At 64.7% G+C, this 13,485-nt stretch carries 10 protein-coding genes; 8 read left to right on the top strand and 2 right to left on the bottom strand.

Features of this window, described 5'->3' with window-relative positions:
- Positions 1–2,263 (bottom strand): retention module-containing protein (locus N7422_RS25700; protein ID WP_279809150.1); only part of this gene is annotated, 2,263 nt, incomplete at its 3' end.
- 348 nt (positions 2,264–2,611) lie between these two features.
- Between N7422_RS25700 and N7422_RS25695 the strand changes: the two genes are divergently transcribed.
- From N7422_RS25695 to N7422_RS25665, 7 genes are all read left to right on the top strand, one after another.
- On the top strand, positions 2,612–3,949 hold the full coding sequence (locus N7422_RS25695) for a TolC family outer membrane protein (RefSeq protein ID WP_279809149.1): 1,338 nt from the start codon (positions 2,612–2,614) through the stop codon (positions 3,947–3,949).
- 45 nt (positions 3,950–3,994) lie between these two features.
- Positions 3,995–6,151, top strand: a complete 2,157-nt coding sequence (locus tag N7422_RS25690; protein ID WP_279809148.1) for a type I secretion system permease/ATPase — start codon at positions 3,995–3,997, stop codon at positions 6,149–6,151.
- 7 nt (positions 6,152–6,158) lie between these two features.
- Entirely contained in the window at positions 6,159–7,517 is a 1,359-nt protein-coding gene (locus tag N7422_RS25685; RefSeq protein ID WP_279809153.1) for an HlyD family type I secretion periplasmic adaptor subunit, read from the top strand.
- Positions 7,518–7,853: 336 nt separating this feature from the next.
- The gene (locus tag N7422_RS25680; RefSeq protein ID WP_279809147.1) at positions 7,854–8,753 is read left to right on the top strand and encodes a TauD/TfdA family dioxygenase; all 900 of its coding nucleotides are present in this window, start codon (positions 7,854–7,856) and stop codon (positions 8,751–8,753) included.
- Positions 8,754–8,771: 18 nt separating this feature from the next.
- Positions 8,772–9,791: an ABC transporter substrate-binding protein gene (locus tag N7422_RS25675; protein WP_279809146.1), complete on the top strand. Its 1,020-nt coding sequence runs from the start codon at positions 8,772–8,774 to the stop codon at positions 9,789–9,791.
- A gap of 6 nt (positions 9,792–9,797) precedes the next feature.
- Complete coding sequence (locus tag N7422_RS25670) at positions 9,798–10,661, top strand: ABC transporter ATP-binding protein (protein WP_279809145.1); 864 nt, start codon at positions 9,798–9,800, stop codon at positions 10,659–10,661.
- Between the two features lie 13 nt (positions 10,662–10,674).
- Complete coding sequence (locus tag N7422_RS25665) at positions 10,675–11,538, top strand: ABC transporter permease (RefSeq protein WP_279809144.1); 864 nt, start codon at positions 10,675–10,677, stop codon at positions 11,536–11,538.
- A 134-nt stretch (positions 11,539–11,672) separates the two neighbouring features.
- Here N7422_RS25665 and N7422_RS25660 read toward each other — a convergent pair whose 3' ends face one another.
- Positions 11,673–12,230, bottom strand: coding sequence for a WYL domain-containing protein (locus tag N7422_RS25660; protein ID WP_279809143.1), 558 nt, complete (start codon positions 12,228–12,230; stop codon positions 11,673–11,675).
- Between the two features lie 206 nt (positions 12,231–12,436).
- Between N7422_RS25660 and N7422_RS25655 the strand changes: the two genes are divergently transcribed.
- A complete protein-coding gene (locus tag N7422_RS25655) occupies positions 12,437–13,249 on the top strand; it encodes a tetratricopeptide repeat protein (protein ID WP_279809142.1) in 813 nt (270 codons plus the stop codon).
- The last annotated feature ends 236 nt before the right edge of the window (positions 13,250–13,485 follow it).

The following is a 13,485-nucleotide window of genomic DNA, read 5'->3' as shown; positions in this document are numbered from 1 at the left end:
GCTTGTTGACGATGCTCGGCTGACCACCGACGAACACGTCATCCGGGGCGGTGATGGTCACTGTGCCGGTCGCACTGCCTGCCGGAACGGTCACTTTGGTGCCATCGGACAGGGTGAAGGTCAGGCCGTTGTGGCCGGTGACCGACAGGCCCTGGGCGTTGGTCAGCGTCACGGTATAGGTGACCTGGCCCCCTTCGCTGACGGTGCTCTTGTCGGCAGACAAGGTCGCCACGACTTCGCTGATGGTGTCGGTGATCTGGACGGAAGCATCGCCACCCAGCTGCAGATTTTCGAAGGTCTTGCCGGTCACGCTGGCATCGGTCACGCCAAGGGTTACGGAGCCCGCGTCCTTGAACACGTCATCGCCCTGCGCCGGCAGGCTGTAGGTAACCTCGGTCTGACCGGCGGCGATGACCACCGTGGCACCGTTGGACAGGGTCACGGTCAGGTCATGGTCGAGCTTCTGGCTGACCGAAACGGTGAAGGTCGGCTGCTCGGCCTCGGTCACATTGCCATTGCTGGCAATGTTGACGGTCACCGTGTCGATGCTGTCGCTGATCTCGGTCTGCGTCGGCGTGGTGTCAGGCACCAGGTTCTCGAAGTTGCCGCCGGTGGCGCTGGTGATGCTGGTGGTGACCGTGCTGCCATTGACGAACACATCATTGGCCGGGGTCTGGAAATCGACGCTACCGCTCGACTCGCCCGCCTTCACGGTGATGGTCTGGCCATTGGACAGGGTGACGGTGACCGCGGTCTGGGCCGGGTTGGTCAGGGTCACGGTATAAGTGATCACGCCACCTTCGGTCACGCTCGGGGTGGCCGTCAGGGTCGCGGTCGTGGTGTCGATCGAATCGTTGACGGTGGTTTCCGCTGGCGCCGGGTTGGCTACCAGGTTCTCGAAGTTGCCGCCGGTAGTGCCGGTGATCGTGGTGCTGATGGTGCTGCCGTTGTTGTAGACATCGTTGTCCGGTGTCTGGAAATCGACGCTGCCGGAGGACTTACCGGCTTCGATGGTGACGGTCTGACCATTGGACAGAGTGACGGTGACTGCGGTCTGGGCCGGGTTGGTCAGGGTCACGGTGTAGGTGACCACGCCCCCTTCGGTCACGCTCGGGGTGGCCGTCAGGGTGGCGGTGGTGGTATCGACCGAGTCGGTGATGACGGTCTGCGCTGGCGTCGTGTTCGGCACCAGGTTCTCGAAGTTGCCGCCCGTTGCCCCCGTGATCGTGGTGCTGACGGTGCTGCCGTTGTTGTAGACGTCGTTGTCCGGCGTCTGGAAATCGACGCTGCCGGAAGACTTGCCAGCCTCGATGGTGACGGTCTGGCCATTGGACAGGGTGACGGTCACCGGCGTCTGGGCCGGGTTGGTCAGGGTCACGGTGTAGGTGATCACACCACCTTCGGTCACGCTCGGGGTGGCCGTAAGGGTGGCGGTCGTGGTGTCGATGGTGTCGGTGATCTGGGTCACCGCCGGGGAGGTGTCCGGGGTGATGATCAGGCCGTTGCCGCCGCTGGTGCCAGTGATGGTCGCGGAGATCTGGCCGCCATCGATATAGGGGGTGTCGTTGGCCGGAATATTGACGTTGACGGTGCCGGTGGTCTGGCCGGCCGGGATCACGATGACCGCGCCGTTGGACAGGGTCACGGTCAGGTTGGTCAGCGGCGGCTGGCCGACGGTGGCGGTATAGACGACCACGCCACCCGCCTCGGTGATCGTGGGGGTGGCGCTGAGGGTAAGGCCTGTGGTGAGCGGTGCATTGGTGGTGATGGTGTTGCTTGCATCCAGCCCGCCCACTTCCTCGGTGCCTTGCCCCGTGGCGAAGCCGATGGGGCCGGTGGGGAAGCCGATGGTCGGGTCGACCACCCCGGCGGTCTCCTGCAGCATCACGAAGCTGTGGCCGCCGCCGACGGAGCCGCCGCCTGCAGCGGATGGGCCGGCCGCGGTGGCTTCCAGTTCAGTGGTCGGGTCGGCGCCGGCGGCGATGGCCTGTTGCAGTTCTTCGACCGAGGGCGCTGCCTGGGCGGTGGCCTGGCTCAGGTCGGTACTGCTGTCAGGGGTGTCGGCGCTCCACTGGGTTTCCCGGCCGAGGTCGAGCAGGCGGCCATCGGCCAGCTCCAGGGTGACCGCGCCGCCCATGCCGGTATCGACCTGTTCGCCGGCAAACAGGCGGTCGCCTTCGATCAGCAGGCGCCGGATGCCTTCTGGGGAAACTGCGATGACTTGGCCAACAATGCTTTTGACGATGGCAACAACAGTGCTCATTGGACTCTCCGGACTACCCGTTCAGTTGGCTTCCATGCCTGGCCGGCATTCGAAGGCGGCGACTGATGGAATGTTTCAATAATGTTTTGACGCTTAATTGCGTCAATTTTACGTCTATAACTATTGGCAATTAACTTTATGCCAAACTATTGACCTTATGGCTGCCATCCTAAACAATCGCCAACCTAATGTCACATTGATATTTGGCCGCCTACAGCCCTTTCTTTCGTATTAATCGCACTGCCTATTCGGAAGCTTCCTACACAAGGATCAGGGTTTGCCATTTTCCAAGGCAGGCACAGCTTCGGCTGTGATTTGGGACAACAGCTCTCTCGGGAACCAGTAAAAATGCGTGCGTCACTGTTCACCGCTCTTCCTTTCGCTCTCGCCGCCTCGTTCGCTCAAGCACAAACCTTGCCCGAAGCCATGCAGAAGGCACTCGAGGTGCATCCAGAAATCCAGGCCGGCGTGAACGCCCGCGTGGCTGCCGACCACCAGCTGCGTGCCGCCCAGGGCGGCTATTTGCCGCGGGTGGATGTGACAGCCGGTTACGGTCGTGAGGGCACCGACAGCCCGAGCACCCGCAATCGCTGGGAGACGCTGAACCGTGGTGAATCGGCCATTCGCCTGCGGCAAATGGTTTTTGACGGTTTTGCCACCTCCAGCGAGGTCGGCCGCCAACAGGCCACCGTCAATGCCCGCGCCTATTCCCTGCTGGGGACCTCCGAGCGCACCGCGCTGACCGTGGCCCAGGTTTACCTGGACGTGCTGACACGCCGTGAAATGGTGCGCCTGGCCGAGGAAAACCTGCGCAATCACGACCGTATCCTCGATCAGATCAAGCTGCGTACCAGTCGTGGCGTCGGCCGCATGGCCGACCTCGACCAGGCCGAGGCGCGCCAGGCCCAGGCCCGCAACAATCTGCTCACCGAACAGACCAACCTGGCTGACGCCAACACCAACTACCTGAGCGTCGTCGGGCAAATGCCCGACCAGTTAAGCACGCCTGCGCCGTTTGTCGACCTGCTGCCGGCTTCCCTCGACGAAGCGCGCCATCAGCTGGTCGAAGACAGCCCGATCCTGCGCTCGGCCGAGTCGGACATCGCCGCCGCCGAGAAGCAATACGAGGCGGCAAAGTCTACGTTCTATCCGCGCTTCGATGCCGAACTCGGACGAACGGCCGACAACAACCTCGACGGCGCCGTCGGCCACAACAATGAATGGCAAGCCATGCTGCGCATGAACTTCAACCTGTACGCCGGCGGCAGTAACAAGGCGGACCTGGAATCGAAGTCGTATCTGGCCAACCAGGCACTGGACATTCGTAACAACGCCTTGCGCCAACTCAATGAGGAGTTAGGCTTGGCATGGAATGCTCTGGAGAACGCCAACGCCCAGGTGCCGATCGCCCAGCAGTACGTCGATCACAGCAACCGGGTGCGCAGCGCCTACCAGCAGCAGTTCGGCCTGGGCGAGCGAACCCTGCTCGACCTGCTCGACAGCGAGAATGAAACCTTCACCGCCCAGCGTCGTCTGGTAGAGGTGAAAAACATTCAAATGTTTACTCAGTACCGAATCAAGGCGACCATTGGCCAGCTGCTCAAGAGCCAGGGTGTCGTAGCCCCGATGGCATCCGTTGTGCAGAACGATCTGAAACCCAAGGTGAACCTGCCAGGCATGAACTGACCAGGCGCGCCTTGACCTAAACCGCAAGGATGAAGAGAGCGCCGCGTGGAATCCGAAGTCAGTCGAGTCCAACTCAGCCACGATCCACGCAGTCAGCATGACGACCCGCTGCTGGACAGTCTGCTGACCCTGTGTGTCCTGCATCAGAAGCCCGCCAGCCGGGCCATGCTGACCACCGGGTTGCCCTTGCCCGCGCAACGCCTGACCGCCGAGCTGCTGCCCCGCGCCGCCGCCCGGGCCGGGCTGCAGGGCCGCTTGCTGCAGCGCAAGCTCGAGCAGATCCCCAGCATCGCCATGCCGGCGATGCTCCTGCTCAAGGAGGGCCGCTGCGCCGTCCTGCTCGGCTGGGAGAACGAAGACACCGCCCGCCTGCTGCTCAGCGAGAGCGATGGCGGCGAGGTGCACGTCACCCGTGAGGCGCTGCTGGGCGACTACAGCGGCAAGGTGTTCTTCGCTCAGCCGCAGCACAAGTTCGACGTCAACCACGGCAACCTGATCCCGCGCGCGCGCTCCTGGTTCCGCGACACCCTGCTGCGCAGCAAATGGCTGTACATCGATGCCATCGCCGCCAGCCTGGTGATCAACCTGATCGCCCTGGCCGCGCCGCTGTTCGTGATGAACGTGTACGACCGCGTGGTGCCCAACCAGGCCACCTCGACGCTGTGGGTGCTGGCGGTCGGCATTGCCGGCGCCTATGTCTTCGACCTGATTCTCAAGGGGTTGCGCAGCCTCTGCCTGGACCTGGCCGGCAAGAAGACCGACCTGATCATCTCGGCGACGTTGTTCGAGCGCATCGTCGGCATGGCCATGAAGTACCGCCCGGCGCGGGTCGGCAGCTTCGCCCAGAACATCCACGAGTTCCAGGGCCTGCGCGACTTCCTCGCCTCGCTGACCCTGACCAGCCTGATCGACCTGCCGTTCACCCTGCTGATCCTGATCGTGATCGCCATCATCGGCGGGCACCTGGTGTGGATTCCGATCCTGGCCTTCCCGCTGGCCCTGGGCATCGGCTACGCCCTGCAGAAGCCGCTTATGTCCACCATGGAGCGCACCATGGCGCTGGCCTCCGAGCGCCAGTCGAGCCTGATCGAGACCCTCGCCGGGCTGGACGCGGTCAAGGTCAACAACGCCGAGAGCGAGCGCCAGTACATGTGGGAGCAGACCCTTGGCACCCTCAGCCGCCTGGAACTGCGGGTCAAGGTGCTGTCGGGCCTGGCGATGAACATCACCGCGCTGATCCAGCAGCTGGCCGGCGTGGCGATGATCTGCGTGGGCGTCTACCTGATCATCGACGGCAACCTCAGCATGGGCGGCCTGGTGGCCTGCTACATGCTCAGCGGCCGCGCCCTCGGGCCGCTGGGTCAGCTCAACGGTCTGCTGGCCCGCTACCAGCAGGCCAAGGTCACCATGGTCGCCACCGACCAGATGATGGAGCTGCCCCAGGAGCGCAACTTCGAGGAGCGCCCGCTGAGCCGCCAGGTGCTGCAGGGCGCCATCGAGTTCCGTGGCGTCGAGTTCACCTACCCGAACCAGCAGAACAAGGCCCTCAAGGGCATCAACCTGACCATCCGCCCGGGCGAGAAGGTCGGCATCATCGGCCGCAGCGGGTCGGGCAAGAGCTCGCTGGCCAAGCTGATCGTCGGCCTGTACGAGCCGGACAACGGCTCGTTGCTGGTCGATGGCGTGGACATCCGCCAGATCGACGTCAGCGAACTGCGCCACAACATCGGCTACGTGCCACAGGACATCCAGCTGCTGGCCGGCACCTTGCGCGACAACCTGGTCAGCGGTGCCCGCTACATCGAGGACGAGCTCATCCTGCAGGCCGCCGAGCTGGCCGGCGTGCACGAATTCGCCCGCCTGCACCCCGACGGCTACGAGCTGCAGGTCGGCGAACGCGGCCAGAATCTCTCCGGCGGCCAGCGGCAGAACGTCGCCCTGGGCCGCGCGCTGCTGCTCAACCCACAGATCCTGCTGCTCGACGAACCCACCAGCGCCATGGACAACACCGGTGAGGAGCGCCTCAAGCAGCGCCTGGCAGCGGTGGTCGAGGGCAAGACCGTACTGCTGGTCACCCACCGCGCCTCGCTGCTGTCGCTGGTGGATCGGTTGATCGTCATCGATCGTGGACAGATCGTCGCGGATGGCCCGAAAGCCGCCGTCATGGATGCGCTGAAGAAGGGGCAGATCAGTGTTGCATAAGCTGGATATGGGGCGTTTCAAGGACAACCTGCGCCGTTATTTCAAAGGCTCGGAGTCGCTTGCCGGGCAGCCCCTGCCCGAGGTCAACAAGGCGCTGATCGAGGACGCGCCGCGAGTGGTGCGTCTGACCATCTGGGGCGTGATCGCCTTCTTCCTGTTCCTGATCGTCTGGGCCAGCGTCGCGCCCATCGACGAGGTCACGCGTGGGGAGGGCAAGGCCATCCCGTCGTCCAAGGTGCAGAAGATCCAGAACCTCGAAGGCGGCATCGTCGCCGAGATCTTCGCCAAGGAAGGAGAGATCGTCGAAGTCGGCCAGCCGTTGCTGCGCCTGGACGAAACCCGTTTCGCCTCCAACGTCGGCGAGACCGAGGCCTCGCGCCTGGCCATGGCCCTGCGCGTGCAGCGCCTGACGGCCGAGGTCGAGGACAAGCCGCTGCAGATCGACGAAGAGCTGCGCAAGGCCGCGCCGAGCCAGGCCGCCAACGAACAATCGCTGTACCAGAGCCGGCGCCAGCAGTTGCAGGACGAGATCGGCGGCCTGCAGCAGCAGTTGGTGCAGAAGCAGCAGGAGCTGCGCGAGTTCAACTCCAAGCGTGCCCAGTACGCCAACAGCCTGCAGTTGTTGCGCCAGGAGATCGCCATGTCCGAGCCGCTGGTGGCCCAGGGCGCGATTTCCCAGGTCGAAGTGCTGCGCCTGCGCCGCGCCGAGGTCGAGAACCGTGGCCAGATGGACTCCACCGCCCTGGCGATCCCCCGTGCCGAGGCGGCGATCAAGGAGGTCGAGAGCAAGATCGAAGAGACCCGTGGCAAGTTCCGCAGCGATGCCCTGACCCAGCTCAACGAGGCCCGTACCGAGCTGAACAAGGCCACCGCCACCAGCAAGGCACTGGATGACCGCGTGCACCGCACCATGGTCACCTCGCCGGTGCGCGGTATCGTCAAGCAGCTGCTGGTCAACACCATCGGCGGGGTGATCCAGCCGGGCAGCGACATCATCGAGATCGTGCCGCTGGACGACACTCTGGTGGTCGAGGCGAAGATCCTGCCCAAGGACATCGCCTTCCTGCACCCAGGCCAGGAGGCCACGGTCAAGTTCACTGCCTACGACTACACCGTCTATGGCGGGATGAAGGCCAAGCTCGAGCAGATCGGTGCCGACACCATCACCGACGAAGACAAGAAGACCACCTACTACCTGATCAAGCTGCGCACCGAGAAGAGCCACCTGGGCACCGACGAGAAGCCGCTGCTGATCATCCCGGGCATGGTGGCCACGGTGGACATCATGACCGGCAAGAAGACCATCATGAGCTACCTGCTCAAGCCGATCATCAAGGCGCGCTCGGAAGCCCTGCGCGAGCGCTGATCGTCTCTGCGCGATCCCTGTAGGAGCGGCCTTGTGTCGCGAAAGGGCTGCAACGCAGCCCCAGGATCTACGTCGAGACAGAAATTGCCGGGGCCGCTTTGCGGCCCTTTCGCGACACAGGCCGCTCCGGCAGGACAGTGCATGGCCTGAAGTGCGACCCTTCATATGGATATGCCGTAACGGTATTTAAAATCATGTTCTTATGACTTTATAGTCACCCCCACTGCGTACCCGCCGACCAATCGGCGCGCCGCACGACTCGAACCCACACGGGCAGTCCCCGTGCGTTTCCGATCGTTGCGCGCCCTGAAGTCGCGCACTGCGTGGGAGTGAACAATGCCAGCCGCCTCGAACGCCTTGTCGAGCATCGACAGCGCCCTGCCGCAATCCTTTGAAATCCGCCCGTTCCCCGGCGCCGTCGGCGCCGAGATCGTCGGCCTCGACCTGTCCCGGCCGGTCAACGCCGAAAATTTCACCCGCATCCACCGCGCCCACCTGGACCATCACGTCCTGGTGTTCCGTAACGTGCGCATCACCCCCGAACAGCAGATTGCTTTCAGCCGCCGTTTCGGCGAGCTGCAGATCCATGTGCTCAAGCAGTTCCTGCTCGCCGGCCATCCCGAGATCCTGATCGTCTCCAACATCGTCGAGGAGGGTCGCAACGTCGGCCTGGGCGATGCCGGCAAGTTCTGGCACTCGGACCTGTCGTACAAGGAACTGCCGAGCCTGGGCTCGATGCTGCACGCCCAGGAGCTGCCCAGCGAGGGCGGCGACACCTTGTTCGCCGACATGCACAAAGCCTGGGACGCCGTGCCCGACGCCCTGCGCAAAGTGGTCGAGGGGCGCAGCGCCGCCCACTCCTACACCGCCCGATACGCCGAGACCAAGTTCGAAGGCAACTGGCGTCCGACCCTGACCGCCGAGCAGTTGGCCCAGGTCCAGGAAGTCATCCATCCGGTGGTGCGTACCCATCCGGAAAACGGCCGCAAGGCACTGTTCGTCAGCGAGGGCTTCACCACCCGTATCGTCGGCCTGCCGGACGATGAAAGCCGTGACGTGCTGCAGCAGCTGTACGCCCTGAGCGTGCTCGAGCGGAACATCTACCGCCACTCCTGGCAGCCACACGACCTGGTGTTCTGGGACAACCGTTCGCTGATCCACCTGGCCACCGGCTGCCCCGCGCACCTGCGCCGCAAGCTGTACCGCACCACCATCCAGGGCGACGCCCCGTTCTGACGACCGAGGAACATCATCATGCGCAACTCCATCAGCCGCCTGGCGGCAAGCATCGGCCTGGGCGCGAGCCTGGTCTTCGGCAGCCTGGCAGCCCCGACCGTGGCCCACGCCGAAGGCCAGATCCGCATCGCCGAACAGTTCGGCATCGTCTACCTGCTGCTCAACGTGGTGCGTGACCAGCAACTGATCGAGAAGCACGGCAAGGAACAGGGCATCGACATCAAGGTCGACTGGGCCCAGCTGTCTGGTGGCGCGGCGATCAACGACGCGCTGCTGTCCGGCTCGGTGGACATCGCTGGTGCCGGGGTCGGTCCGCTGCTCACCGTGTGGGATCGCACCAAGGGCCGGCAGAACGTCAAGGCCGTGGCTTCGCTGGGCAACTTCCCGTACTACCTGGTCAGCAGCAACCCCGAGGTGAAGACCATCGCCGATATCTCCGCCAAGGACCGCATCGCCGTGCCGGCGGTCGGCGTGTCGGTGCAGTCGCGCTTCCTGCAGTACGCCGCCGCCCAGCAGTGGGGCGACAAGGAATACAACCGCCTCGACAAGTACACCCTGGCCGTGCCGCATCCGGATGCCACGGCGGCATTGCTGGCCGGTGGCACCGAGCTCAACGGGCATTTCTCCAACCCGCCGTTCCAGGACCAGGCGCTGGCCAACAAGAACGTGCACGTGGTGCTGAACAGCTACGACCTGCTCGGCCCCAACTCGCCGACCCTGCTGTTCGCCACCGAGAAATTCCGCAAGGACAACCCCAAGACCTACAAGGCGTTCGTCGATGCCTTGGCCGAAGCCGCCGACTTCGCCCAGAACGACAAGGCCGCCGCCGCCGACACCTACATCCGCGTGACCAAGGCCAAGATCGACCGCGACACGCTGATCAAGCTGATCGACAATCCGCAGTACGAATTCACCGTTACCCCGAAGAACACCTACAAGCTGGCCGACTTCCTTTACCGGGTCGGTGCGATCAAGAACAAGCCCGAGTCGTGGAAGGACTACTTCTTCCAGGACGAACGCCCGCTGCAAGGGAGCTGATCGCCGATGACCGCCCCATTGCCAGGCCACACGGCCAGCAACCTGAGCCGTGTCGCCACCCCACCGCTGCTGGCGGTGGATAACCTGAGCCTCGAATACCGCACCGCCCAGCGCGTGGTGCGGGCCACCCACCAGGTCAGCTTCGAAGTCGACCGCGCCGACCGCTTCGTGTTGCTCGGCCCCTCCGGCTGCGGCAAGTCCACCTTGCTCAAGGCCGTGGCCGGCTTCATCGAGCCAAGCGAAGGGCAGATCCTGCTCCAGGGCCAGGCGGTGCGCGGCCCTGGGCCCGACCGTATCGTGGTGTTCCAGGAGTTCGACCAGCTGCCACCCTGGAAGACGGTGAAGCAGAACGTCATGTTCCCGTTGCTGGTGTCCGGCCAGCTCAAGCGCGCCGAAGCCGAGGCGCGGGCGCTGCACTATCTGGAGAAAGTCGGCCTGGCCGCCTTCGCCGATGCTTATCCCCATACCCTTTCCGGCGGCATGAAGGCCCGCGTGGCCATCGCTCGGGCACTGGCCACGCAACCGAAGATCCTGCTGATGGACGAGCCGTTCGCCGCGCTCGACGCGTTGACCCGGCGCAAGATGCAGGAAGAGCTGCTGCTGCTGTGGGAAGAGGTGCGTTTCACCCTGCTGTTCGTCACCCATTCCATCGAGGAAGCGTTGGTGGTGGGCAACCGCATCCTGCTGCTGTCGCCGCACCCGGGCCGGGTGCGGGCCGAGGTCCACAGCCACCAGTACGACCTGCGCAGCCTGGGCGCCAGCGATTTCCAGGCCAGCGCCCGGCGCATCCATCGCCTGCTGTTCGATGAGGTCGACGCGCCGCAACAGGCCAGCGATCTGGGGTTCAACGACATTCGCATCGCCTACTGACAGGAGCCAGAGCATGACCACGACACCTGCGCGCCAGGAATACGAAGTGCAGCTGCAGCCCCTGCCCGGGGTGCCGCTGGAACGCGAGCTGCCGGCGGTGCAACGCTTGTGGCAACAGGGCTGGCTGCGCAAGGCCGTGATCCTGGTGGTGCTCGCGGTGGCCTGGGAGGCCGCGGCCCGCTATACCGGCAACGACCTGCTGTTGCCGAGCTTCCTGCAGACCGCCAGCGCATTGTGGGATGGGCTGTTCAGCGGCGAGCTGGTGGCCAAGGGCGGTGTTTCGCTGGTGGTGCTGCTCAAGGGCTATGTGCTGGGTATCGTCCTGGCCTTCGGCCTGACCAGCCTGGCCGTCTCGACGCAGCTGGGGCGTGACCTGCTGGGCACCCTGACCTCGATGTTCAATCCGCTGCCGGCCATCGCGTTGCTGCCGCTGGCACTGCTGTGGTTCGGCCTGGGCGACAACAGCCTGATCTTCGTGCTGGTGCACTCGGTGTTGTGGGCCCTGGCACTCAACACCTACGCGGGCTTTCTCGGCGTGTCCGAAACCCTGCGCATGGCCGGGCGCAACTACGGCCTGCGCGGTTTGCGGCTGGTGCTGCATATCCTGGTGCCGGCGGCGTTGCCGTCGATCCTGGCGGGGCTGAAAATCGGCTGGGCGTTCGCCTGGCGCACGCTGATCGCCGCCGAGCTGGTGTTCGGTGCCAGCAGCGGCAAGGGTGGATTGGGCTGGTACATCTTCCAGAACCGCAACGAGCTATACACCGACAAGGTGTTCGCCGGGTTGGCGGTGGTGATCCTGATCGGCTTGCTGGTGGAGGGTCTGGTGTTCAACACCTTGGAGCGGTTGACCGTGCGGCGGTGGGGGATGCAGCGCTAGTGTGTTGCCTGTACCGGCCTCTCGCCGGCAAGCCGGCTCCCACAGGTATGGCGCAAGGCTTGAGGACAGCACGGTCGGTGTGGGAGCCGGCTCGCCGGCGATGAGGCCAGATCAGCCAGCGGCGAATTCAGGGTCTAGTCCTGATACTGAGCCGCTGCACTGGTCAGCGTTCGCGCGATTTCCTCACGCAGTTCCTGCGGCGCCTCCACCACCAGCCCATCTCCCTGGCTCAGCAACCACCAGCGCAAGGGCCAGCCATCCGCCACCGTCGCCCGCAATCGGTGCCCCTGCTCCAGGGCAGTCAGCCGCATGTCGGCGGTCAACGGCGCCTCGCGCAGACGGCGTGCCAGCAGGTCGCTGACCCACGCCTGCAATTCGATGCCGCTCCCATGGCCGGGCTGCAGCGACTCGCCACGCAAATACCCCTGCAGATCGAAATTCCCGCGCAGCTCGCCACCGGCATTGGCCGACCAGTGCCAGCCAAAGGGAATGCTCTTGTCGTTGCGCTCCAGCGGGAAGATCAGCGACAGCTCGTTGAGGTCGCGCTCCACCGTGCGCTTGCTGACATTGAAACCGACATCGCGCAGGCGCCACACCAGCTCGGCGCTGGTGATCCCGGGGGAGCGGCTGGGCAACTGGCGCAACAATGCCCATTGGCGGCTGAGGGTGGCGCGGGTGGTGGCGAACGGCAAAAGGAAACGTCCTTGTCTAGGCTTGCCGGCATAGGATGGCGGCACGGGCAGGGCATGGCAATTGGCCACAGCCTGCTCAGATCAAGGAAGATGCAATTGGTTGCCTGAGATCAACTCGTTCGCGACAGGTTTTGTCGTGCCATCGCGCAGAATCACGCCTCATCACAGTGGAGGTTGGAGCTGTGGGTCGTTCAATGAGGATGAACATGTCTGCCGCCAGCAATATCCATTCGCTGCTCGCCCGGCTTCTCCCCGAGCGGATCGTCCCGGCGCCGGCTCGCCCCGGGCAGCGCCATCGGTTGTTCGCCGGGATCGGCATGCCCAGCCAGCAGGCGTTGAGCGGCGAGCGCTTCGGCCTGATCGACCGCCTGGACGAAACGGTCGATCTGCAGGCGATCTACCACGACCTGTGCCGCCAGGCCCTGCTGGGCAATGTCGCGGCGCTCAACGACCTGGGCTGGATCTGGCTCAACGGCAAGTACTGGCGTGGCGATACCGTGCTGGCCGGCCACCTGCTGCGCATGGCCGCCCTGCAGGGCAATGCCGCGGCGTGGTTCAACCTCGGCCAGCAGCATTACTTCGGCAAGGGTGTGGAAATCTCCTATGCCAATGCCGCCGAGTACTACCGCCATGCCTTCGAGCGGGGCATGCCGCTGGCCGCCGCCGCGCTGGGCGACCTGTACGAGGAGGAAGTGTGCGATGGCGGGCAGGCGTGGCAGGTCGACCCCGGCGAAGCCTACCAGTGGTTCCTGCGCGGAGCCCGGCAAGGCGAGGCGCGTTGTCGCTTCGAAGTGGGATACCGCTTGCTGCACGGGCTGCATGCGGAGGCTGACACCAGGGCCGCGTTGTACTGGCTGGAGCTGGCGGCGGCGACCGGAGTGATGCAGGCCGCCGAGGAGCTGGCGGTGCATTTCAGCAGCCGGGACGTGGCGCGCTACCTGGGCTGGCGAGACCAGGCGATCAAGCTGGGTAGTACGCTGGCGCTGACCATGAAGCTGGAAGACCAGATCCAGCCGTAAGGCAATGTTCAGCGCGGTGCCTGTAGGAGCGGCCTTGCCGAGGCGTCGGACCGGTCGGAAAGGGCTGCGTAGCAGCCCCGGGATTTCAGCGTTGATGCGACGATCGCTGGGGCCGCTTTGCGGTCCTTTCGCGACACAAGGCCGCTCCTACAGGGATCGCGTTATCCGGCCAGATCGCGGGTAGATGAACAACCTTTCATCGTCTCCCTACGTCACCCCCGGTTGACGACGGGGGG

Origin of the sequence: Pseudomonas sp. GD04091, assembly GCF_029836165.1 — a bacterium.
In the GTDB taxonomy this organism is placed as follows: domain Bacteria; phylum Pseudomonadota; class Gammaproteobacteria; order Pseudomonadales; family Pseudomonadaceae; genus Aquipseudomonas.
This window is presented reverse-complemented; position numbering and strand designations above follow the sequence as displayed.

What these genes read in the sequence shown, in the direction of transcription:
- N7422_RS25695 (WP_279809149.1), top strand. Translation starts at nt 2,612, where the DNA reads ATGCGTGCGTCACTGTTCACCGCTCTTCCTTTCGCTCTCGCCGCCTCG.
- N7422_RS25685 (WP_279809153.1), top strand. Translation starts at nt 6,159, where the DNA reads ATGGGGCGTTTCAAGGACAACCTGCGCCGTTATTTCAAAGGCTCGGAG.
- N7422_RS25680 (WP_279809147.1), top strand. Translation starts at nt 7,854, where the DNA reads ATGCCAGCCGCCTCGAACGCCTTGTCGAGCATCGACAGCGCCCTGCCG.
- N7422_RS25675 (WP_279809146.1), top strand. Translation starts at nt 8,772, where the DNA reads ATGCGCAACTCCATCAGCCGCCTGGCGGCAAGCATCGGCCTGGGCGCG.
- N7422_RS25670 (WP_279809145.1), top strand. Translation starts at nt 9,798, where the DNA reads ATGACCGCCCCATTGCCAGGCCACACGGCCAGCAACCTGAGCCGTGTC.
- N7422_RS25665 (WP_279809144.1), top strand. Translation starts at nt 10,675, where the DNA reads ATGACCACGACACCTGCGCGCCAGGAATACGAAGTGCAGCTGCAGCCC.
- N7422_RS25655 (WP_279809142.1), top strand. Translation starts at nt 12,437, where the DNA reads ATGTCTGCCGCCAGCAATATCCATTCGCTGCTCGCCCGGCTTCTCCCC.